At 67.9% G+C, this 21,796-nt stretch carries 23 protein-coding genes; 5 read left to right on the top strand and 18 right to left on the bottom strand.

From position 1 onward, the window contains the following. Positions 1-281 precede the first annotated feature (281 nt). The 6 genes from guaA to AK36_RS19400 all read right to left on the bottom strand — a co-directional run bounded on the left by guaA (position 282) and on the right by AK36_RS19400 (position 5,986). Complete coding sequence (guaA, locus tag AK36_RS19425; RefSeq protein WP_045578988.1) at positions 282-1,901, bottom strand: glutamine-hydrolyzing GMP synthase; 1,620 nt, start codon at positions 1,899-1,901, stop codon at positions 282-284. Between the two features lie 107 nt (positions 1,902-2,008). Next, on the bottom strand, positions 2,009-2,617 hold the full coding sequence (locus AK36_RS19420; protein ID WP_011885117.1) for a hypothetical protein: 609 nt from the start codon (positions 2,615-2,617) through the stop codon (positions 2,009-2,011). Positions 2,618-2,623: 6 nt separating this feature from the next. Further along, entirely contained in the window at positions 2,624-4,084 is a 1,461-nt protein-coding gene (gene guaB, locus AK36_RS19415; RefSeq protein ID WP_011885118.1) for an IMP dehydrogenase, read from the bottom strand. Positions 4,085-4,135: 51 nt separating this feature from the next. Further along, positions 4,136-4,360: a hypothetical protein gene (locus tag AK36_RS19410; protein ID WP_014723201.1), complete on the bottom strand. Its 225-nt coding sequence runs from the start codon at positions 4,358-4,360 to the stop codon at positions 4,136-4,138. 18 nt (positions 4,361-4,378) lie between these two features. Beyond that, positions 4,379-5,206: a DUF2182 domain-containing protein gene (locus AK36_RS19405; RefSeq protein ID WP_045578987.1), complete on the bottom strand. Its 828-nt coding sequence runs from the start codon at positions 5,204-5,206 to the stop codon at positions 4,379-4,381. Positions 5,207-5,221: 15 nt separating this feature from the next. Continuing rightward, positions 5,222-5,986: a DUF899 domain-containing protein gene (locus AK36_RS19400; RefSeq protein ID WP_011885120.1), complete on the bottom strand. Its 765-nt coding sequence runs from the start codon at positions 5,984-5,986 to the stop codon at positions 5,222-5,224. A 112-nt stretch (positions 5,987-6,098) separates the two neighbouring features. Here AK36_RS19400 and AK36_RS19395 point away from each other — a divergent pair, with 112 nt between their 5' ends. From AK36_RS19395 to AK36_RS19385, 3 genes are all read left to right on the top strand, one after another. Then, a complete protein-coding gene (locus AK36_RS19395; RefSeq protein ID WP_045578986.1) occupies positions 6,099-7,319 on the top strand; it encodes a hypothetical protein in 1,221 nt (406 codons plus the stop codon). Positions 7,320-7,349: 30 nt separating this feature from the next. After that, positions 7,350-8,030, top strand: coding sequence for a Vgb family protein (locus tag AK36_RS19390; protein WP_045578985.1), 681 nt, complete (start codon positions 7,350-7,352; stop codon positions 8,028-8,030). 126 nt (positions 8,031-8,156) lie between these two features. Then, entirely contained in the window at positions 8,157-9,140 is a 984-nt protein-coding gene (locus AK36_RS19385) for a DMT family transporter (protein ID WP_045578984.1), read from the top strand. An 85-nt stretch (positions 9,141-9,225) separates the two neighbouring features. On the opposite strand, the gene AK36_RS19380 is transcribed toward AK36_RS19385, so the two are convergent. Both AK36_RS19380 and AK36_RS19375 read right to left on the bottom strand, forming a co-directional pair. Beyond that, positions 9,226-9,549 carry an RnfH family protein gene (locus AK36_RS19380; RefSeq protein WP_011885124.1) on the bottom strand — a complete coding sequence of 108 codons (324 nt, stop codon included), beginning with the start codon at positions 9,547-9,549 and terminating at the stop codon, positions 9,226-9,228. 4 nt (positions 9,550-9,553) lie between these two features. Next, a complete protein-coding gene (locus AK36_RS19375; protein WP_011885125.1) occupies positions 9,554-9,991 on the bottom strand; it encodes a type II toxin-antitoxin system RatA family toxin in 438 nt (145 codons plus the stop codon). Between the two features lie 98 nt (positions 9,992-10,089). Between AK36_RS19375 and smpB the strand changes: the two genes are divergently transcribed. Beyond that, complete coding sequence (gene smpB, locus AK36_RS19370; RefSeq protein WP_006478511.1) at positions 10,090-10,536, top strand: SsrA-binding protein SmpB; 447 nt, start codon at positions 10,090-10,092, stop codon at positions 10,534-10,536. A gap of 216 nt (positions 10,537-10,752) precedes the next feature. On the opposite strand, the gene AK36_RS19365 is transcribed toward smpB, so the two are convergent. The 3 genes from AK36_RS19365 to ppsA form a co-directional block, all read right to left on the bottom strand. After that, a complete protein-coding gene (locus AK36_RS19365) occupies positions 10,753-11,688 on the bottom strand; it encodes an SPFH domain-containing protein (protein WP_011885126.1) in 936 nt (311 codons plus the stop codon). Positions 11,689-11,721: 33 nt separating this feature from the next. Then, entirely contained in the window at positions 11,722-12,156 is a 435-nt protein-coding gene (locus AK36_RS19360; protein ID WP_011885127.1) for an NfeD family protein, read from the bottom strand. A gap of 206 nt (positions 12,157-12,362) precedes the next feature. Beyond that, positions 12,363-14,762 carry a phosphoenolpyruvate synthase gene (gene ppsA / locus AK36_RS19355; RefSeq protein ID WP_045578983.1) on the bottom strand — a complete coding sequence of 800 codons (2,400 nt, stop codon included), beginning with the start codon at positions 14,760-14,762 and terminating at the stop codon, positions 12,363-12,365. Between the two features lie 376 nt (positions 14,763-15,138). On the opposite strand from ppsA, the gene ppsR reads away from it, so the two are divergent. Beyond that, positions 15,139-15,954, top strand: a complete 816-nt coding sequence (gene ppsR / locus AK36_RS19350; RefSeq protein WP_011885129.1) for a posphoenolpyruvate synthetase regulatory kinase/phosphorylase PpsR — start codon at positions 15,139-15,141, stop codon at positions 15,952-15,954. A gap of 112 nt (positions 15,955-16,066) precedes the next feature. Here ppsR and AK36_RS19345 read toward each other — a convergent pair whose 3' ends face one another. The 7 genes from AK36_RS19345 to AK36_RS19315 form a co-directional block, all read right to left on the bottom strand. After that, positions 16,067-16,849: a TrmH family RNA methyltransferase gene (locus AK36_RS19345; protein ID WP_011885130.1), complete on the bottom strand. Its 783-nt coding sequence runs from the start codon at positions 16,847-16,849 to the stop codon at positions 16,067-16,069. Further along, positions 16,846-17,496 (bottom strand): ribonuclease HII, encoded by a 651-nt coding sequence (gene rnhB, locus AK36_RS19340; RefSeq protein WP_011885131.1) that lies wholly within the window; start codon positions 17,494-17,496, stop codon positions 16,846-16,848. The genes AK36_RS19345 and rnhB overlap by 4 nt, the downstream gene beginning before the upstream one ends. Continuing rightward, positions 17,493-18,662 carry a lipid-A-disaccharide synthase gene (gene lpxB, locus AK36_RS19335; RefSeq protein WP_011885132.1) on the bottom strand — a complete coding sequence of 390 codons (1,170 nt, stop codon included), beginning with the start codon at positions 18,660-18,662 and terminating at the stop codon, positions 17,493-17,495. The genes rnhB and lpxB overlap by 4 nt, the downstream gene beginning before the upstream one ends. 3 nt (positions 18,663-18,665) lie before the next feature. Further along, positions 18,666-19,454, bottom strand: coding sequence for an acyl-ACP--UDP-N-acetylglucosamine O-acyltransferase (lpxA, locus tag AK36_RS19330; RefSeq protein WP_011885133.1), 789 nt, complete (start codon positions 19,452-19,454; stop codon positions 18,666-18,668). 67 nt (positions 19,455-19,521) lie between these two features. Next, positions 19,522-19,989, bottom strand: coding sequence for a 3-hydroxyacyl-ACP dehydratase FabZ (fabZ, locus tag AK36_RS19325; protein WP_006495559.1), 468 nt, complete (start codon positions 19,987-19,989; stop codon positions 19,522-19,524). A 126-nt stretch (positions 19,990-20,115) separates the two neighbouring features. Then, positions 20,116-21,240 carry a UDP-3-O-(3-hydroxymyristoyl)glucosamine N-acyltransferase gene (gene lpxD, locus AK36_RS19320; RefSeq protein WP_045578982.1) on the bottom strand — a complete coding sequence of 375 codons (1,125 nt, stop codon included), beginning with the start codon at positions 21,238-21,240 and terminating at the stop codon, positions 20,116-20,118. A gap of 16 nt (positions 21,241-21,256) precedes the next feature. Next, positions 21,257-21,784, bottom strand: coding sequence for an OmpH/Skp family outer membrane protein (locus tag AK36_RS19315; protein WP_011885135.1), 528 nt, complete (start codon positions 21,782-21,784; stop codon positions 21,257-21,259). Positions 21,785-21,796: the final 12 nt, after the last annotated feature.

Raw genomic sequence — 21,796 nt, 5'->3', positions numbered from 1 at the left:
CGGCAGCCGAATTCTAGCAGGGTGACGTGCATATGACAGGCTCTTCGAAGACCTGCTCGATATTGTCTTTTTAGGGGCCGAATCGGCGCGCATGTGTGAAGATCGGGGCGACTTGGGGCTGTGCTGCGCCGCGGCGGGCTGGGCGGGGGTTTGGCTGGTTCGGAGTGGGTATGTCGTGGTACGCGGCGCCCGGCACGAAAAAAAGCCCGGCAGGCTTCCCTGCCGGGCGCTCGCATCCTCCGATGCCGCGATCCGCTACCGGGGCGCACCCCGGCGCCGCATCACTCCCACTCAATCGTCGCCGGCGGCTTCCCCGAGATGTCGTACACCACCCGGTTGATCCCGCGCACCTCGTTGATGATCCGGTTCGACGCACGGCCGAGCAGCGCGTACGGCAGATGCGCCCAGTGTGCGGTCATGAAGTCGGTCGTCTGCACCGCGCGCAACGACGTCACGTAGTCGTACGTGCGGCCGTCGCCCATCACGCCGACCGACTTCACCGGTAGGAACACCGCGAACGCCTGGCTCGTCAGGTCGTACCAGCTCTTGCCGACGTCGCCTTCGCCGCACAGGCCGGCTGCCGCGTCCTGCGCGGTGGCGGTCGTACCGCGCAGTTCCTCGATGAAGATCGCATCCGCGCGACGCAGCAGTTCCGCATATTCGCGCTTCACTTCGCCGAGAATCCGCACGCCGAGGCCCGGGCCCGGGAACGGATGGCGGTACACCATCTCCGGCGGCAGGCCGAGCGCGACGCCCAGCTCGCGCACTTCGTCCTTGAACAGATCGCGCAGCGGTTCGAGCAGCTTCAGACCGAGCGTTTCCGGCAGGCCGCCGACGTTGTGGTGGCTCTTGATCGTCGTCGCCTTCTTCGTCTTCGTGCCGCCCGATTCGACCACGTCCGGATAGATCGTGCCCTGCGCGAGCCACTTCGCCTTCGACAGCTTCTGCGCCTCAGCCTGGAACACCTCGACGAACTCGCGACCGATGATCTTGCGCTTCTGCTCCGGATCGGTCACACCGGCCAGATGGCCGAGGAACTGCTCCGATGCGTCGACGTGCACGACCTTCGCGTGCAGGCGGCCCTCGAACATGTCGAGCACCATCTTGCCTTCGTTCAGGCGCAGCAAGCCGTGATCGACGAACACGCAGGTCAGCTGGTCGCCGATCGCGCGATGGATCAGCGCCGCCGCGACGCTCGAATCGACGCCGCCCGACAGGCCGAGAATCACTTCCTCGTCACCGACCTGCTCGCGGATCTTCGCGACCGCTTCCTCGATGTGGTTCTTCATGATCCAGTCGGGCTTCGCGCCGGCGATCTGCAGCACGAAGCGCTCGATGATCTGGCGGCCCTTCACCGTGTGCGTGACTTCCGGATGGAACTGCACCGCGTAGTAGCCGCGCGCCTCGTCGGCCATGCCGGCGATCGGGCAGCTCGGCGTCGACGCCATCAGCGTGAAGCCCGGCGGCAGCTCGGCCACCTTGTCGCCGTGGCTCATCCAGACCTTCAGCATCCCGTGGCCTTCGGCCGTCTTGAAATCGTCGATGCCGTCGAGCAGGCGCGTATGACCATGCGCGCGCATTTCCGCATAGCCGAATTCGCGATGGTCGCTCCACTCGACCTTGCCGCCGAGCTGCACGGCCATCGTCTGCATGCCGTAGCAGATGCCGAGCACCGGCACGCCGAGGTCCCACACGGCCTGCGGCGCGCGCAGCTGGTGGTCTTCGTAGGTGCTGGCGTGGCTGCCCGACAGGATCACCGCCTTCGGCGCGAACTCGCGAACGAACGCGTCGGACACGTCGTTCGGATGGATCTCGCAGTAGACGTGCGCTTCGCGCACGCGGCGCGCGATCAGTTGGGTGACTTGCGAACCGAAGTCGAGAATCAGGATTTTGTCGTGCATGGCTGCGGACGGGATGAAGATGATAAGAAAAGCAGCGCACGAAGCGCTGCGTCAATAGCATGGACGGAGGCGTCGGGCGGGCGGCGGCTCGCGCGACGCATCGCCGGTCAATCCTCGGCCGGCGGGCGGGCGTCGAACGCGACGCTGCCGGACGAACGGGCCGCTGCCGCGGCATCGGCTGCTGCCGCCGGTGCGACAGGCGCTGCCGGTGCTGCCGGACGCGCGACGCTCGGCTCGACCCGCGGCTGCGGCACGACGACCGGCGCCGGCTCGGCCGGACGCTGCGCGCCGCGGGCCTCGAGCGCCAGCGCCTTGTCGCGCCGCCGCACGGCCGCGGCGAGCCGCACGCCGCCGAGGCCGAGCACGATCAGCGCGACCCCGGCCGCGACCGACAGCACGCGGCCGGCCGCCGCGATCGCCGGGCCGTTGCCGGTGCCGAGCGACCACACGACCGCAAGCACGCCGATCAGCCAGTTCACATGGCCGACCGCCCGCGCGACGGGCGCCGTGAGTTCACCGTTGACCGCCGCATGAAACGCGAGCCACGCGAGCCCGAGCAGCGCGATGCCGAACGCCTGGCCGAGCATCGCCGGCTGGACGTTCGCGAGCTGCAGCGCATTGAACAGCGCCTGCCACGGCGTCAGCACGAACAACGTGCCGAACGCGAGCAGCAGCACGGCGTCGACGATCAGCACGGCTCGCAGCAGCGGTTTCATCGGCGCTCAATCCACGTGATAGTTCGGCGCTTCCTTCGTGATCTGCACGTCGTGCACGTGCGACTCGCGCATGCCCGCCGCGGTGATCTGGACGAATTCCGCCTTCTCGTGCAGCTCGTCGATCGTGCGGCAGCCGCAGTAGCCCATGCTCGCGCGCACGCCGCCGACCAGCTGGAACAGGATCGCGTTGACCGAGCCCTTGTACGCGACGCGGCCTTCGATGCCTTCCGGCACGAGCTTGTCGATGTTCGCCGAGTTGTCCTGGAAGTAGCGGTCCGCCGCGCCGTCCTTCATCGCGCCGACCGAACCCATGCCGCGGTACGACTTGTACTGGCGGCCCTGGTACAGGAACACGTCGCCCGGCGACTCTTCGGTGCCGGCGAACATGCTGCCCATCATCACCGCATTCGCGCCGGCCGCGAGGGCCTTCGACACGTCGCCCGAGAACCGCACGCCGCCGTCGGCGATGCACGGCACGCCGGTGCCCTTCAGCGCCTCGGCGACGTTCGCGATCGCGCTGATCTGCGGCACGCCGACACCCGCGACGATCCGCGTCGTGCAGATCGAGCCCGGGCCGATACCGACCTTGACGGCGTCCGCACCGTATTCGACGAGTGCCTTCGCGGCAGCCGCGGTCGCGATGTTGCCGCCGATCACCTCGACGTGCGGGAAGTTCTGCTTGACCCAGCGCACGCGCTCGAGCACGCCCTTGCTGTGACCGTGCGCGGTATCGACGACGATCACGTCTACGCCCGCCTGCACCAGCAGCTCGACGCGCTCTTCGTTGTCGGGGCCGACGCCGACCGCCGCGCCTGCGCGCAGCTTGCCGTGCTCGTCCTTGCACGCGTCCGGATGCTCGGTCTGCTTCGTGATGTCCTTGACGGTCATCAGGCCGCGCAGTTCGAACGCGTCGTTGACGACCAGCACGCGCTCGAGGCGGTGGCTGTGCATCAGCGCCTTCGCTTCGGCGAGCGGCGTGCCTTCCTTGACCGTGACGAGACGCTCGCGCGGCGTCATGATCGACTTGACCGGCTCGTCCAGGCGCGATTCGAAACGCAGGTCACGGTTCGTGACGATGCCCACGAGCTGCGGGCCTTCGACGACCGGGAAACCCGAGATGCCATGCTGGCGCGACAACGCGATCACGTCGCGCACCTTCATCTGCGGCGGAACGGTGATCGGGTCGCGGACGACACCCGATTCGAAACGCTTGACCTTCGCGACCTCGCGGGCCTGCTCGGCCGGCGTCAGGTTCTTATGGACGATCCCCACGCCACCCTGCTGCGCCATCGCGATCGCGAGGCGACCTTCGGTGACCGTGTCCATCGCGGCGGACACGAGCGGCATGTTCAGGGAGATGTTGCGGGTCAGCTTGGTTTTCAGGCTGGTGTCGCGCGGGAGAACGTCGGAGAAGGCGGGAACGAGGAGCACGTCATCGAAAGTGAGTGCTTTTTGGATCAGACGCATGGCAAATCCTATGGGCGCAAAAGCGAATTATACGCGAAGCGCCGCGGATTTTCACAACACGAACAACGGGTTAGCCGTTCGGGAGCGTTCGGGGGCCGAATCGTTCGGATCGCCGTTCGGTTCGTTTTCGATCGCCTTTCGTTTCACCCGGCGCTCGCAGCATTCGCGCAGGCAGGGCGAAGCGGCCGGAATCGGCCCGCGCGCGACGAAGTGGCGCGGCGGCGCCGCACTGCTTGCAGCGGGCCGCCAGTCGGCTTCGATGTGCGGCGGCGGCACCCAGCGCCCGACGCGCGGCTACGCCAGCGCAGCCACCGCACGCACGACCATCACCGCACCCGCGCCGAGCGCCACGCCGCCGACGACGCGCGCCACGCACGCGCCGCCAGGCGCGAGCCGTTCGGCGGCGATCGCGGCCGTCACGATCGTCATCACGCGCAGATCCATCATGCCGGCCGCGACGGCCGCGCCCATCAGATTGCCGCAGCACGCGGCACAGCGCACGCCGGCCCGCAGGCCATACAGCCATGCGGCGCCCACGCCGGCTCGCGGGCCGTCGTCGTCCGCCGCGGCCATGTGCCGGCAGCAGGCAAGCCGGCGCCGCTTCCAGCCGGAAAACTGCAGCACGCCGGCAGCGAACACGACCGCACCGGCCGCCACCGGCATCGCGGCGGCGAGCGCGGGCGGCCGCGCGGCCGCGGCCGCCAGCCCGGCACCCACGGGAAACACCATCGCGCCAAGCACGAGCCATACGCCGAGATACCCGGCACCCGCCACCACGACGCGCCATCCCGCGCGCGCATCGCCCGACGCGCCCATCCGGCGGCGATACCGCCACAGCTCGGGCGCCAGCACCGGCAGCATCATCGTCGCCGTCATCGCCGCCCACATGCCGACGAACTCACCGAACGCCCTGCCCGGCCGCCATCCGCACGATCCGCCCCACGCGGCCGACAGCGTCCAGCCGCCGGCCATCGGCGTGCCGCCCATCGCGTCCATCGACGCATGCAGCGCCAGCGTCGCCCACAGCGCCGCGGCGAATGCGGCCGCGAGCGCCGCGCAGAACGCGCGGTCCGCGCTGCGCGGGGCAACGGAGTGCCGGCCCGATCGAGTCGCGCAACGCATCGCCCGCCTCCGCGCTCAATCGCGCGCGTATTCGTCGTGACGGCGCCACCACACGCCCGTCTCGTTGCGGCCGAGCGGCGCGCGGTCGAGCCACGCGTACATGCCCCACAGCGCATCGAGCCCGCGCGCATAGGTCGAATACGTGTGATAGACGACGCCGTCCTCGCGCACGAACGCGCTCATCCCCGGGCGGTCGCGCGCATACGTCGCGGCATCGGTGCCGCAGGTCGCGGCGAACTGCGCGACCGCGGCCGGCGGCGGATCCACGTCCATCGCGTGAGCGGCGCGCGCATAGTTGTATTCGACGTCGCCGGTGCGCTGCTGCGCTTCGGTGAACGACACGTTGAAGTCGAAATTGAACGCGCCGCCTTCCGACGACGCCCACGGAAACCGCCAGCCCATGCGCTGCCGGTACGCCAGCAGCTTCGCGAGCGGCGCGCGCGACACCGCCGCGAGCGTCACGTCGTGGTTCGCGAGATGGACGGCGAAACCGTCGAAGCCATCGGCGAGCGCCGAGCACGACGGGCAGCCGGCCTTGTAGTCGGGGCCGAACATGAAGTGATAGACGAGCAGTTGCGAACGGCCGTCGAACAGATCGTCGAGCGTCGCCGCGCCGTGCTCGGTGTCGAACCGGTAGGTCTTGTCCACGCGCACCCACGGCAGCGCCTCGCGACGCCGTGCGAGCGCGTCGCTATGGCGCGTGAGCGTCTTTTCCGCGTCGAGCAGCGCGCGTCGCGCCGTCAGCCATTCGTCGCGCGTTCCGGTCAGATGGGTCGTCATTGCGGGTTTCTCCTTTCGTCGGGATTCGGGCACGGCGGCTTCGCCGTGTGCGTGGTGCTAGATTAGGGCCCGGGATCGGACGCGAGGGAGTGACAACTGTGTCGGGATTCGCATGGATTCGCTGATCACCGCCGCCGCCCGCGCGCTCGCGGCCGGCGACCCGCTCGGCGCGCTGAACCGCGTCGCACTGCGCGGCGACGCGCCCGCGCTCGCGTTGCGCGGCATCGCGCTGGCTCAGCTCGGCGACTTCGAGCGCGCCCGCGCGCTCATGCGCGCGGCGGCGCGCGCGTTCGGCCCGCACGAAGCCGTCGCACGCGCGCGCTGCGTGGTCGCGCAAGCCGAGATCGCGCTGGCGTCGCGCGATCTGCGCTGGCCGTCGCGCGCACTCGACGCCGCATGCGCGACGCTCGACGCGCACGGCGATCGCGCGAACGCGGCCCATGCGCGTTATCTCGGCGTGCGCCGGCTGCTGCTGATCGGACGCGTCGACGACGCCGAGCAGCAACTCGCGCAGCTCGAGCCCGCCGCGCTGCCGCCGGCGTCGCGCGCGGCACACGAACTGATCGCGGCCGGCATCGCGATCCGCCGCATCCGCCCGCACGCGGCGCGCGCCGCGCTGGCCCGTGCGCGCGCGGCCGCGCAACATGCCGGCATCGCCGCACTGAGCGCCGAAGTCGAGACGGCCGCGCGCGCGCTCGATACGCCGGCCGCGCGGCTCATCGCACGCGGGGCATCGCGGCTCGTGCGGCTCGACGAAGTACAGGCGCTGTTCGAGTCGGACGCGCTGGTCGTCGACGCGTGCCGGCATGCCGTGCGCGATGCGCGCGCAAGCGTGTCGCTCGCGCGCCGCCCGGTGCTGTTCACGCTCGCGCGCGTGCTCGGCGAAGCGTGGCCGCGCGACGTGTCGAGGAACGCGCTCGTCGCCGCCGCGTTTCGCGCGAGACACGCGGACGATTCGCATCGCGCGCGCCTGCGCGTCGAGATCGGCCGCCTGCGCGCGATGCTGCGGCCGCTCGCGAAGCTGACCGCCACCGCCGACGGCTTCGCGCTCGAGCCGCTCGGCGCCGCTGACATCGTCGTGCTCGCGCGCGTCGTCGACGATCGCCACGCTGCCGTGCTCGCGCTGCTCGCCGACGGCGACGCATGGTCGAGCTCCGCGTTGGCGCTCGCGCTCGGCGCCAGCCAGCGCACCGTGCAGCGTGCGCTCGAAGCGCTGGCGGCCGCCGGCAAGGCGCAGGCGCTCGGTCGCGGCCGTGCGCGCCGCTGGCTCACGCCCGCGCCGCCCGGATTCGCGACCGCATTGTTACTCCCCGTGACGCTGCCGGGCGACTAGGATGGGCCAACCCACGACGAGGAGACAGACATGAAACGTTCCACCGCAAGCATCCTGCGCGAATACGGCCCGTTTGCCGGCGTCGACGGCGTGCACGGCGTCACGTTCGACGGGCAGCACGTGTGGTTCGCGTCCGGCGACAAGCTCAATGCGCTCGATCCCGGTGCCGGCACGACGGTGCGCACGCTGGACGTCGCCGCGCATGCGGGCACCGCGTTCGACGGCCGCCACCTGTTCCAGATCGTCGAGGACCGCATCGAAACGATCGACCCCGACTCGGGCCGCGTGCTCGCGACGATCCCCGCGCCCGGCGGCGGCGCGGATTCCGGGCTCGCCTGGGCCGAAGGCACGCTGTGGGTCGGGCAATACCGCGAGCGCAAGATTCATCAGATCGATCCGCAGTCGGGCGCCGTGCTGCGCACGATCGAATCGAACCGCTTCGTCACCGGCGTGACCTGGGTCGACGGCGAACTGTGGCACGGCACGTGGGAAGCGGACGAAAGCGCGCTGCGACGCGTCGACCCCGGCACCGGACACGTGCTCGAGCAGGTCGACATGCCGGCCGGCGTCGGCGTGTCGGGACTGGAATCCGACGGCCGCGACACGTTCTACTGCGGCGGCGGCAACAGCGGCACGCTGCGCGCGGTGCGCCGCCCCGCGTCGGGGAACGCCGTGCACGACAGCGACGCCGACGCAGCAGCAGAACGCTGATACGCCTGCGATCGCACCGCGGCCGCACGCGCACCACGTCCACCCCCCGGTGCAGGAATGAACAAGACGCCTTCGCTCGACCCTCGCTAAGATGCGCGCTCGTCAGTCTTTTGTTCGGAGCAGTCGATGCAGCGCGGTGTAGTGTATGGCGTCCTGGCGGGCGCGTTGTGGGGCATGGTGTTTCTGGTGCCGCGGCTGTTGACCGACTTCTCGCCGCTGCTGCTGAGCGCCGGCCGCTACGCGATGTACGGTCTCGTGTCGTTGGCGGCCGCGCTGCCGGCCGCCCGCTCGCTGCTCGCGCGGCTGACCCGCGAAGACGTCGTGGCGCTCGCGAAGCTCGCGCTGATCGGCAACGTCGCGTACTACATGCTGCTGTCCGGCGCCGTGCATCTGATCGGCATCGGCCCCAGCTCGCTGATCGTCGGCGTGCTGCCCGTGACCGTCACGCTCGCGGGCCTGAGCGACCACGGCGCGGTGCCGCTGCGGCGCCTCGCGGCACCGCTCGCGCTGGTGATCGCGGGCATCGTCTGCATCAACGTCGATCTGTTCACGTCGGCCGCCGCGCATGCGACCACGCTCGACGAGAAGCTCCTCGGCATCGCCTGCGCCAGCGGCGCGCTGGCGAGCTGGACCTGGTACGCGGTCGCGAACGCGCGCTACCTGCAGCGCCACCATCGCTTCGGCGGCAACGAGTGGTCGGTGCTGTGGGGCGTCGTGACCGGGCTGATCGGCGGCCTGTGCTGGCTCGCGATCCTGGCGCTGCCGGCCGGCACGATACAGGCCGCGCTGCCGGCATCGCGCTGGCAGCTGTTCTGGCTGCTGAATCTCGCGCTGGCGATCGGCGCGTCGTGGCTCGGCAACGGACTGTGGAACGCGGCGTCGAAGCGGCTGCCGCTCACGCTATCGGGCCAGCTGATCGTGTTCGAAACGGTGTTCGCGATGCTCTATGCGTTCGTCTACGACCACCGGATGCCGCGCGTGCTCGAGATCGCGGCGCTCGCGCTGTTGCTCGCGGGCGTCTACGGGTCGGTGCGTCGGCACGGCGATCCGCATGCAGGCGACGGCACGCGCGAGCACGCCGCGGCGAACGCGAACGCCACGGCTCACTGAACACGTCACTGAACGGGCCGCCGATCGAGCCGGTACGGCCGATGAACAGGAAAGAAAAGAGATGACGCGACGCCGACGCGACGCGTCAGCGCGCGTCCTTGTGCATCCACTTGCGGCCCTCGATCGAGCCTTCGCGGCGGGTCTTGTCGACGCGCCGCTGGCGCGCGAGCTTCGGATCGACGATCAGCGGCCGGTAGATCTCGACACGGTCGTGGTCGGCGAGCGGTGCGTCGAGCGGTGCGAGCTTGCCGAACACGCCGGTTTTCGCCTGCGCGAGATCGATCTCCGGATGCAGCGCGAGCACGCCGCTCGCGTCGATCGCGGCGCGCACGGTCGCGCCCTCGGGCAATGAAACGGGAATCAGCGTCTGGCGGTCCGGCAGCGCGTAGCAGACTTCGATCGACAGCATCGCCTCACCCCTTGCCGTAGCGCTGGTCGGCGCGCTTGACGAACGAATCGACGAAAGTGTTCGCGATGTGGCTGAACACCGGGCCGATGATCTTCTCGAGCAGGATGCTCGAGAACTCGTAGTGCAGCGCGAATTCGATCTTGCACGCATCGGCGCGCAGCGGGATGAACCGCCACGAGCCCGTGAACTTCTTGAACGGGCCGTCGGCGAACTCCATGTCGATCCGGCTCGGACGCTGCTGCGTGTTGCGCGTCGCGAAATGCTGCTTGATGCCCTTGAAGTTGATGTCGATGCGCGCTTCCATCCCGCGGTCGTCCTGGCGGCGAACTTCGACGCCGCCGCACCAGGGCAGGAAATTGGGGTAATCGGCCACGTCGGTGACGAGGTCGAACATCTGTTCCGCCGAGTGACGGATCAATACGGTTTTCTGGACATCTGCCATAAATCGCGCGGCATCGCTTGAAGTGGGAACGCAAGCCGGGCGATTCACGCCCCGCTTTGCTAAAATCGTGATTTTAAACGAGTTGGCCCAATCCTTTCATGAGCATCATCGACAACAGGAAAGCGCACTTCGATTATCACATCGAGGAACGCTATGAAGCCGGGCTCGTGCTCGAGGGCTGGGAAGTCAAGGCGCTGCGCGCCGGGCGCGGCCAGATCAAGGAGGGCTACGTGGTGGTGAAGAACGCCGAGATCTTCCTGATCGGCACCCACATCAGCCCGCTGCCCGAAGCCTCGACGCACATCAAGCCCGATCCGGTCCGCACGCGCAAGCTGCTGCTGCACCGTGAGGAAATCAAGAAACTGATCGGCAAGGTCGAGCAGCGCGGCTACACGCTCGTGCCGCTGAACTTCCACTACAAGGGCGGTCGCGTGAAATGCGACATCGCGCTCGCGAAGGGCAAGAAGCTGCACGACAAGCGCGAAACCGAGAAGAAGCGCGACTGGGAGCGCGAAAAGGCGCGCATCATGCGCGCCGGCACGTGACACGCACGCGCTGCCGCAGCAACGAAACGGCCCGCTCGATGCGGGCCGTTTTGCTGTGGGCGGCGTAGCGATCCGGCGCATGTGCAGCGCTGCCACGCCGTTGCCGATGGAATTGAACGCCGACGCAGCCACGGCAATGCAGCCGCGCGACGATACGCCGCACGCCGGAAGCCGGAAGCCGGAAGCGGCCGACGCCGCTGCAAGCCCCGCGGACGCTCAGCCCCTACCGCCCGCTGCCGGCGTCGCGTTCTTGACGATCGTCAGCGCCGAGGCGATCGCGGTCCCGAGATCCGACAGGTTGGCCGGCACGATCAGCGTATTGCCCTGCTTCGCCAGATTCGAGAATGCGCCGACATACTGCTCGGCCACCTTCAGATTGACCGCATCCATGCCGCCCTGCGACTGGATCGCGTTCGCGATTTTCTGGATCGCCTGCGCGTTCGCGTCGGCCACCGCGAGAATCGCGGCCGCCTCGCCCTGCGCCTGGTTGATCGCCGCCTGCCGCTCGCCTTCTGACTTCTGGATCGCTGCCTCGCGCGCACCCGATGCGAGGTTGATCTGCTCCTGCTTGCGGCCCTCGGATGCCGCGATCAGCGCGCGCTTCTCACGCTCGGCGGTGATCTGCGCCTGCATCGCGTGCAGGATTTCCTTCGGCGGCGTGAGGTCCTTGATCTCGTAGCGCAGCACCTTCACGCCCCAGTTCGCCGCGGCCTGGTCGAGCGCCGACACGATGTTGTGGTTGATGAAGTCGCGTTCCTCGAACGTCTTGTCGAGTTCGAGCTTGCCGACCACCGAGCGCAGCGTCGTCTGCGCGAGCTGCGTGATCGCGAGCACGAAGTTGCTCGATCCGTACGACGCCTTCATCGGGTCGGTGACCTGGAAGTACAGCACGCCGTCGACCTGCAGCTGCGTGTTGTCGCGCGTGATGCAGACCTGGCTCGGCACGTCGAGCGGAATTTCCTTCAGCACGTGGCGGTAGGCGATCCGGTCGACGAACGGCAGCACGATGTTCAGGCCGGGCGACAGCGTCGCGTGATACCGGCCGAAGCGCTCGAGCACCCACGCATGCTGCTGCGGCACGATCTTCACCGTCTTCGACACGATCACGATGGCGATGACGAGCAGGACGACCCAGACGATCAGCGAATCCATGAAATATTCCCTCCTTGTTTTATCGGTGGACGATCAGCCCGCGGCTTTCGCGACGACGACCAGACAGTTGCCGCGCACGGCGCTGACGCGGTACACGTGCGCATCGTCGCGCTCGCCGTTCGCCAGCTCGACGTCCCAGTCGGCGCCGCGATACTGCACGCGCGCGCGGCCGTCATGCCACGCGTCGACCGTAAGGGTCGCGCCGATATCGAGATTGACGTCCGGATTGGTCGACGTGTCGCGCTTCTGCTTGCGCCCGAGCCCCGAGCGGCGCAGCGCGATCATCGCGACGATCGCGACCGCGGCGGCCGCGCCCAGCTGCACGTGCGGCGCGAAGCCGGCGAACTGCAGCAGGCCGCCGGCGAGAAAGCCGAGCGCGATCATCAGCAGATAGAAGGTGCCGGTCAGCAGTTCGGCCACGACCAGCACGCCGACCCCGATCCACCAGAACAGATGCCCCGACATCATTGTGGTCTCCAGAAAAACGCTTGCGCCCCACTACGCACTATATTCGCTGTCGGACCGCGCGTGGCGGTCGGCACCGTCGAGCGATCCGGCGGGCGCAGATAAAAAAACACCCCGGTAGATACCGGGGTGTTTATAGCACGAAGCTTGCATTTTGCCTTCATCGAAAGAGCGGCGGACCGCCCTTTCGATGCAGCGGCGGGCTGCCGTTACTTCCGCTTGGCCAGCGCCTGCCACGTATCGATGATCGTGTCGGGGTTCAGCGAAATCGACACGATGCCTTCGTCGGCCAGCCACTGCGCGAAATCCGGGTGATCGGACGGGCCCTGGCCGCAGATACCGACGTACTTGCCCATCTTGCGGCAGGTGTCGATCGCACGCTTGAGCAGGAACTTGACGGCCGGGTCGCGTTCGTCGAAGTCGACGGCCAGCAGTTCCATGCCCGAGTCGCGGTCGAGGCCGAGCGTGAGCTGCGTGAGGTCGTTCGAGCCGATCGAGAAACCGTCGAAGTGCTGCAGGAACTCTTCGGCGAGGATCGCGTTGGTCGGGACTTCACACATCATCACGAGGCGCAGGCCGTTCTCGCCGCGCTTCAGGCCGAACTTCTCGAGCAGGCCGACGACGCGCTCCGCCTGCTTCACGGTACGCACGAACGGCACCATGATCTCGACGTTGGTCAGGCCCATCTCGTCGCGCACACGCTTCAGTGCACGGCATTCCATCTCGAACGCCTGCGCGAAGTCTTCGGCGATGTAGCGCGATGCGCCGCGGAAGCCCAGCATCGGGTTTTCCTCGTCCGGCTCGTAGCGCGAACCGCCGATCAGCTTCTTGTACTCGTTCGACTTGAAGTCGGACAGACGCACGATCACGGGCTTCGGATAGAACGCCGCGGCGATCGTCGCGACGCCTTCGGTCAGCTTGTCGACGTAGAACTGGCGCGGCGATGCATGACCGCGCGCGACGCTCTCGACGGCCTTCTTCAGGTCCTGATCGATGTTCGGGTACTCGAGGATCGCCTTCGGGTGCACACCGATGTTGTTGTTGATGATGAACTCGAGGCGCGCGAGACCGACGCCGGCGTTCGGCAGCTGCGAGAAGTCGAACGCGAGTTGCGGGTTGCCGACGTTCATCATGATCTTGACCGGAATCTCCGGCAGCTCGCCGCGCTGCACTTCCGTGACTTCCGTCTCGAGCAGCCCGTCGTAGATCTTGCCTTCGTCGCCTTCCGCGCACGACACCGTCACCAGCGCGCCGTCCTTCAGCACGTCGGTCGCGTCGCCGCAGCCGACGACCGCAGGCACGCCCAACTCACGCGCGATGATCGCCGCGTGGCAGGTGCGCCCGCCGCGGTTCGTGACGATCGCCGATGCGCGCTTCATCACCGGCTCCCAGTTCGGGTCGGTCATGTCGGCCACCAGCACGTCGCCAGGTTGCACGCGTTCCATTTCCGACGGGTCCTGAATCACGCGCACGGGGCCCGCGCCGATCTTCTGACCGATCGCGCGGCCCGTCGCCAGCACCTGCGACTGGCCCTTCAGCTTGAAGCGCTGCTCGGCCTTGCCGCTCGCCTGGCTCTTCACCGTTTCCGGACGTGCCTGCAGGATGAAGATCTTGCCGTCGCGACCGTCCTTGCCCCACTCGATGTCCATCGGACGCTGGTAGTGCTTCTCGATGATGACCGCGTACTTCGCGAGCTCGATCACGTCTTCGTCGGTGATCGAATAACGGTTGCGCTGCTCGTGCGACACGTCGACCGTCTTCACGCGGCCCGGTTCGCCGGGTTGCGTGAACTCCATCTTGATCAGCTTCGAGCCGATCGAGCGGCGGATGATCGGGTACTTGTCCTGCGCGAGCGTCGTCTTGAATACGTAGAACTCGTCCGGGTTCACGGCGCCCTGCACGACGGTTTCGCCGAGGCCGTAGCTCGACGTGATGAACACGGCGTCCTTGAAGCCCGATTCGGTGTCGATCGTGAACATCACGCCGGCCGCGCCGACGTCCGAACGCACCATGCGCTGCACGCCTGCCGACAGTGCGACCTCGGCGTGCGTGAAGCCCTTGTGCACGCGATACGAGATCGCGCGGTCGTTGTACAGCGACGCGAACACGTGCTTCATGCGATCGAGCACGTCGTCGATGCCGACGACGTTCAGATACGACTCCTGCTGGCCGGCGAACGATGCGTCGGGCAGGTCTTCCGCGGTCGCGGACGAGCGCACGGCGAACGACAGTTCGGTCGGCGAGCCGCTCTTCAGGATTTCGAACTGCGCGCGGATTTCCTGCTCGAGACGCGCCTGCAGCGGTGCGTCGACGATCCATTTACGGATTTCGGCGCCTGCTTCGGCGAGCGCCTTCACGTCGTCGATGTCGAGCGACTCGAGACGCTTGGCGATGCGATCGGTCAGATCGTTGTGCTTGAGGAAATCGCGGAATGCGAGCGCGGTCGTGGCAAAGCCGGTGGGGACGCGAACGCCTGCCTCGGAAAGCTGGCTGATCATCTCGCCGAGCGACGCGTTCTTGCCGCCCACGATCTCCACATCGGTCATCCGCAACTGCTCGAACGGGATTACATACGCCTGGTCCTTTGCGACGTTTGCTGCGTTAGTCATACAAGCCCCTAAGTGTGAAAAAAATGCTCGATTGCGCAAGTGGGCTCGAACGCGGGCGCTTGCAAAAAGGCGCGGCGCGTCTTGCGCAACCTGTTGGAGAAACAATCGCAGCGGTGGAAATCTTCCGACCCTCGATGTGCAAAAACCCGGCAGAAAGGCGACGTATGCAGATGAATCGCCGAACTTGCCGGGAATTTTGGATGGCTCGCGGCAAGCGCCGGGCGCCCTGTGCGCACCGTCCCCGCAATTGCTTATCCAACAGGTTGCCGCTATTCTACCGTGCCGGCTGCCGGATGTGGCGCGACCTTGTCACCGCGTGTGGAGGCGAACCTCCAGCCGCCCGCGCAACCGCCCTTCACGCTCGACGCCCAGATTCATGCTGCCTACCGTTTTCATCGTCTCCGACGGCACCGGGATCACTGCCGAAACCTTCGCGCATTCGATCCTGTCCCAGTTCGACCAGAAATTCCGCCTCGTGCGCGTGCCGTTCGTCGACTCGCTCGAAAAGGCCTATTCGACCGTCGAGAAAATCAACGAAGCGGCCGTGCACGACGGCCGTCGCGCGATCGTGTTCACCACGCTCGTCGACAGCGTGTCGAACGACATCGTCAAGCGCTCGAACGCGCTCGTGCTCGACATGTTCCAGCGCTTCGTCGAGCCGCTCGAGCAGGAGCTCGAGCTGAAGTCGAGCCACGCGATGGGGCGCGGCCACCAGAACGCAGATACCGAGGAATACAAGACGCGGATCGAGGCGATCAACTTCTCGCTCGCGCACGACGACGGCCAGTCGAACCGCAACCTGTCCGAAGCCGACGTGATCCTGGTCGGCGTGTCGCGCAGCGGCAAGACGCCGACGAGCCTGTATCTCGCGATGCAGTACGGCGTGAAGGCGGCGAACTATCCGCTGATTCCGGAAGACTTCGAGCGCGGCAAGCTGCCGTCGGCGCTGACGCAGCATCGCGAAAAGCTGTTCGGCCTGTCGATCGACCCGCAGCGTCTGTCGGAGATCCGCAACGAGCGCCGCCCGGGCAGCAAGTACGCGGCGCCGGAGAACTGCCGTTACGAGATCAACGAATCGGAGGCGATGATGCGCCGCGAAGGGATCAAGTGGCTGTCGTCGACGCACAAGTCGATCGAGGAAATCGCGACGACGATCCTGCAGGAAATCCGCCTGGAGCGGCAGTCGTACTGACGTGCGCTGCATCGGCGGCGCTCACGCCGCCGCCAGAAAGCAAAAAGCCGCGTTCAACGCGGCTTTTTGCTGGGCGCTGCGCGCCGACGACCTGGCGCGCGGCGCGCGCGTCTCATTTGCGCCGCTGCTGCCGCACCTGCTCGAACAGACACACGGCCGCCGCCGCCGCGACGTTGAGCGACTCCATCCCGCCCGGCTGCGGGATCGTCACGCGATGGGTCGCCGCATCGCGCCAGAACGCCGACACGCCCGCCCCCTCGTTGCCGAACACCCATGCGACGGGGCCGGACAGATCGCAGTCGTAGACGGCCTGCGCGCCGTGCGAATCGGTCAGCGCGACCGGCACGTCGAGACGCTCGGCGAGCGCGTCCGGCTCGACGTCCTCGTGAATCGACAACAGGAAGTGGGCGCCCATGCCCGAGCGCAGCACCTTCGACGACCACGCATACGCGGTGCCCGGCGCACAGAACACGTGGCGCACGCCGGCCGCCGCCGCGCTGCGCAGGATCGAGCCGACGTTGCCGGCGTCCTGCACGCCGTCGAGCACGACCGACGTATCGGTGACGCGCGCCGGCAGCGGCTGCGCCGGCCGCTCGACCAGCAGCAGCAGGCCGACGCCGCTGACGACGTTCGACAGCTGACCGAACAGCGCGTCGGGCAGCGTGACGACCCGCGGCGCGTCGATGCGCGCGACGATCGCCTGCGCTTCGGCGTGCGCGAGCGCGCCTTCGGTCGCGACACACAGCTCGGGGATCGCGCCCGTGTCGAGATAGGCGCCGGCCAGATGGAAACCTTCGAGCAGCGCGTGGCCGCCGCGGCGCTGCTGCGCCGTCGAACCCGCGAGCGCCTTCAGCCGCTTGTACAGCGGGTTGTCGCGTGAGGTGATGCTTTTCATCGAATCAGGTCGAGCGCCGCGCGCACGGGTGCGAACGAGCGCCGATGCGCTTCGCACGGCCCATGCTCGCGCAGCGCGGCAAGATGTTTCGCGGTGCCGTAGCCGGCGTGCACGTCGAAGCCGTACACCGGATGGCGGGCATGCAGCTCGACGAGCATCCGGTCGCGCGTGACTTTCGCGAGGATCGACGCCGCCGAGATGCTCGGCACGAGCGCGTCGCCGCTGACGATCGCCTCGGCGCGCACCATCAGCGTCGGGCAACGGTTGCCGTCGATCTGCGCGAGCGTCGGCATGAGCGACAGGCCTTCGACCGCGCGCTTCATCGCGAGCATCGTCGCATGCAGGATGTTCAGCGTATCGATCTCGTCGACGCTGGCCGACGCGACGCAATACGCACGCGAACGCGCGACGATCAGGTCGTACAGCGCGTCGCGCTTTTTCGCGGACAGCGCCTTCGAATCGTCGAGGCCTTCGATCGGCTGCGCGGGATCGAGGATCACCGCGGCGGCGACCACCGGGCCCGCGAGCGGGCCGCGCCCGGCTTCGTCGACGCCGCAGACGATGTCGTCGGGCCGGCTGAAATCGAAGCCGCGCTGGTCGAGCGGCACGCGGCCGCGCGCTGCACGTGGTGCGCGAGTGGCGGTCATGCGCGCCCCTTGCGTTGCTCGAGCACCCGCACGACCGCTTCGGCCGCCTTCGCGGCCGTGTTCTGCCGCAGCGACAGGTGCATTTCGGTGAACACTTCGGTCAGCGTGCGGCGGTTCGCGTCGTCGCGCAACTGCGTGAGCGTCGCGTCGGCGAGCGCCTCCGGCGTCGCGAAGTGCTGCAGCAGCTCCGGCACGACGAAGCGCCCGGCCAGGATGTTCGGCAGGCCGACGTACGGCAGGTAGCCCTGGCGGCGCATGATCTGGCCGGTCAGCCAGGGCACCTTGTACGAGATCACCATCGGCTTCTTCAGCAGCGCGGCTTCCAGCGTGACGGTGCCGCTCTTCACGAGGATCGCGTCGGCGGCCGTCATCGCGACCTGCGAGCGGCCGTCGGTGATCGTCAACGCGAGTTGCGGATGCGCGGCGACGAGCGGTTGCAGCAGCTCGCGCAGCGCGGGCGTCGCCGCCGGCATCACGAAGCGCACGCCCGGCTCGCGCTCCTGCATCAGCGCCATCGCCGCGAAGAACGTCGGGCCGATCAGCGCGATCTCCGAGCGGCGACTGCCCGGCAGCACCGCGATCACCGGGCCGTCGGCCGGCAGGCCGAGCGCGATGCGCGCGCCGTGCGTGTCGGGCTCGAGCGGGATCTCGTCGGCGAGCGGATGGCCCACGTACGTCGACGCGACGCCCGCCTTGTCGAGGATCGCCGGTTCGAACGGGAACAGGCACAGCATGTGGTCAACCGACTTCGCGATCTTCTTGATCCGCCCGCCGCGCCACGCCCAGATCGACGGGCACACGAAGTGGATCGACGGAATGCCCGCGTCGCGCGCGGCCTGTTCCACGTTGAAGTTGAAGTCGGGTGCATCGACGCCGATGAATGCGTCGGGCCGCTCGGCGAGCAGTTGGCGCTTCAGTTCGCCGCGAATGCGCAGAATCTCGGGGATCTGGCCCAGCGCCTCGACGTAACCGCGCACCGTCAGCTTGTCCATCTGCCAGTGCGAGTCGAAGCCGTGCGCGAGCATGCGCTGCCCGCCGATCCCGTAATAGTGGGTCGACGCCGGCAGTCGCGCCTGCAGCCCGCCGAGCAGCGACGCCGCGAGCAGGTCGCCCGACGGCTCGCCGGCCACCATGGCGAGCCGCAGCTGATTGGTCGGCAGCGGCATCGGTTAGCGGATGATGCCGCGTTGCGACGCGTCGACGAACGCGACGAGCGCGGCCACCGGCGCATCGCCGTCGCCGCCGGCGCTCGCGAGCTCGCGCAGCTGTACCTTGGCCTCGTCGAGCGACAGGCCGTTCTTGTACAGCAGGCGGTACGCGCTGCGCAGCGCCGAGATCGCGTCCGGCGAGAAACCGCGCCGGCGCAGGCCTTCGACGTTGATGCCGTGCGGCTCGGCCTTGTTGCCTGCAGCGATCACGAACGGCGGCACGTCCTGCACGAGCGCCGACGCGCCGCCGAGCATCGAGTGCGCGCCGATGCGCACGAACTGATGCACGCCCGACATCCCGCCGATGATCGCGAAGTCGCCGATCTCGACGTGACCGGCCATCTGCGCGTTGCTCGACAGGATCACGTTGTTGCCGACCCGGCAGTCGTGGCCGATATGCACGTACGCCATGATCCAGTTGTCGTCGCCGAGCGTCGTCACGCCGGCGTCCTGCACGGTGCCGGTGTGGATCGTCGTGAATTCGCGGATCGTGTTGCGGTTGCCGATCACGAGCCTGGTCGGCTCGTTCTTGTACTTCATGTCCTGCGGACGGCCGCCGACCGACGCGTAATGGCCGATGCGGTTGTCTTCGCCGAGCGTCGTGTGACCTTCGATCACGCTGTGCGAGCCGATCGTGGTGCGCGCGCCGATCGTCACATGCGGCCCGACGATCGCGTACGGCCCGATCTCGACCGACTCGTCGATCTGCGCGCCCGGTTCGACGATCGCGGTAGGATGAATCCTGGTCATGCGCCGTTGCCTCTCGTTATGATGTGTCGCGTTGCCCGCGTCATGTTGCTCATGCGTGCCGCGTCGCTCAGGGCGCCGCGTCGGCCGTCTTGACCGTGCACATCAGTTCGGCTTCCGCCGCCACCTTGCCGTCCACTTCGGCCACCGCCTTGAACTTCCAGATGCCGCGGATGTATCGTTCGAACGTCACGTTCAGGATCAGCTGGTCGCCCGGCTCGACCACGCGCTTGAAGCGCGCGCCGTCGATGCCGACGAAGTAGTACAGCGTGTTCTCCGGATCCTTCGGCTGCTCTTCCGCGAAGGTCAGCAGCGCGGCCGCCTGCGCGAGCGCCTCGAGGATCAGCACACCCGGCATCACCGGCCGCTTCGGGAAATGTCCCTGAAAGAACGGCTCGTTGATCGACACGTTCTTCAGCGCTTTGATCCCCTTGTGCGGCTCGAGTTCGAGCACGCGGTCGACCAGCAGAATCGGGTAGCGATGCGGCAGCAGCGTGAGGATCTTGTGGATGTCGAGATTGATTTTTTCAGTGCTCATGATGGTTCGTCTCACGCAGAGGCTGCGCGGTGGTGATGCAAAGGCTGATGCGGGCCGTCGTGCGGCCCGGTCCGGCTAACCGGGCGGATGCGCTGGCCGTGCCCGGTTGGTGGTCTCGCATGGTGGTCAGGCGTCCGTGCCGCCCTGGGCGGCCAGCGCGGTTTCGAGCGCCTTGATGCGGTCGCGCAGTTTGTCGAGGTTGCGTACGAGCGCGGCGCTGCGGTTCCATTCGCCGTGGTCGACGGCCGGGAACGCACTCGTATAGATGCCGGCCTTCGGCAGCGATTTCGATACGCCCGACTTCGCGGTGATGATCACGTAGTCGCCGAGCGTCACGTGGCCGGCGATCCCGGCCGCGCCGCCGATCATGCAATGGCGGCCGATCGTCGTGCTGCCGGCGATCCCGGCGCTGCCCGCGATGACCGTATATGCGCCGATCCGGCAGTTGTGGCCGATCTGCACCTGGTTGTCGATCTTCACGCACGCTTCGATGACGGTATCGGCCATCGCGCCGCGATCGATCGTCGTGTTCGCGCCGATCTCGACGTCCGGGCCGATCGACACGCCGCCGACCTGCGGGATCTTGACCCAGCTGCCGGTGCGCGCGTCGCCGTCGCCGACGAAATCCGGCGCGAAGCCGAAGCCGTCCGAGCCGATCACCGCGCCCGCATGAATGATCGCACGCGGCCCGATCTTGCAGCCGTGGTACACCGCTGCGTTCGGATACAGGTGCGAGCCCGCGCCGATCGTCGTGCCGCGGCCGACGAACACGCCGGCGTCGAGCTGCACGTCATCGGCGATCACCGCACCGGCCTCGATCGTCACGTGCGGACCGATCACCGCGCTCGCGGCGACCTGCGCGGACGGGTCGATCGTCGCGCTCGGATGCACGCCGGCCACGCGCGGCGGCGTGGCCAGATCGATGAACATCTGCGCGACGCGCGCGAAGTACGCGTACGGATTCGCCGTCACGATGAAGTTGCTGGGGCCGGCCGTCCGGGGGCCGGCCATCCGGGGGCCGGATGTCGGAGATCCCTCGGCCGCGCCAAGCTTTTCGAGGTCCTTGGGCGCGATCAGCACCGCGCCGGCGCCGCTCGTCTCGACCTGCGACAGGTACTTCGGATTCGCGAGAAACGCGAGCTGCTGAGGGCCGGCCTGGTCGAGCGGCGCGAGGCCGCTGACCTTGCACTGGGCGTCGCCGACGATCTCGCCGCCGAACCGCTTTACGAGTGCCTCGAGCGTCAATGCCATTCGTCGTCTGCTCCGTTCAGTTCGTCGAGCCGGACGCGAGCGCCTTGAGCACCTTGTCGGTGATGTCGATGCGCGGGCTGACGTACACGGCTTCCTGCACGATCAGGTCGTAATTCTGCTGCTCCGCGATCTGCTTGATGACCTTGTTCGCGCGCTCGAGCACCGCCGCGAGCTCCTCGTTGCGGCGCTGGTTCAGATCTTCGCGGAACTCACGCTGCTTGCGCTGGAAGTCGGTGTCGAGCTGCGCGAGATCGCGCTGCTTCTGCGCGCGATCGGCCGCCGACAACGACGCACCGTTCTTGTCCAGCGAATCGGACATCGACTTCAGACGCGCCGCCAGGTCCTGCAGATCCTTGTCGCGCTTCGCGAACTCGGCTTCGAGCTTCGTCTGCGCCGCCTTCGCGGGCGCCGACTCGCGCAGGATCCGATCCGAATTGACCGCCGCGATGCGGGCGACGTCCTGAGCGTGTGCCGTCGCCGCGCCCAAGGCCAGCGCAATGGTCAACGCCCCGATCACTCGTTTCGAAAACTTACCGGTTAGCAAAATTACCCTCTC

The organism is Burkholderia vietnamiensis LMG 10929 (assembly GCF_000959445.1).
Taxonomy (GTDB): Bacteria; Pseudomonadota; Gammaproteobacteria; order Burkholderiales; family Burkholderiaceae; genus Burkholderia; species Burkholderia vietnamiensis.
Note: the sequence above shows the minus strand (reverse complement) of the source record. Positions and strands in the feature narration are given on the sequence as shown.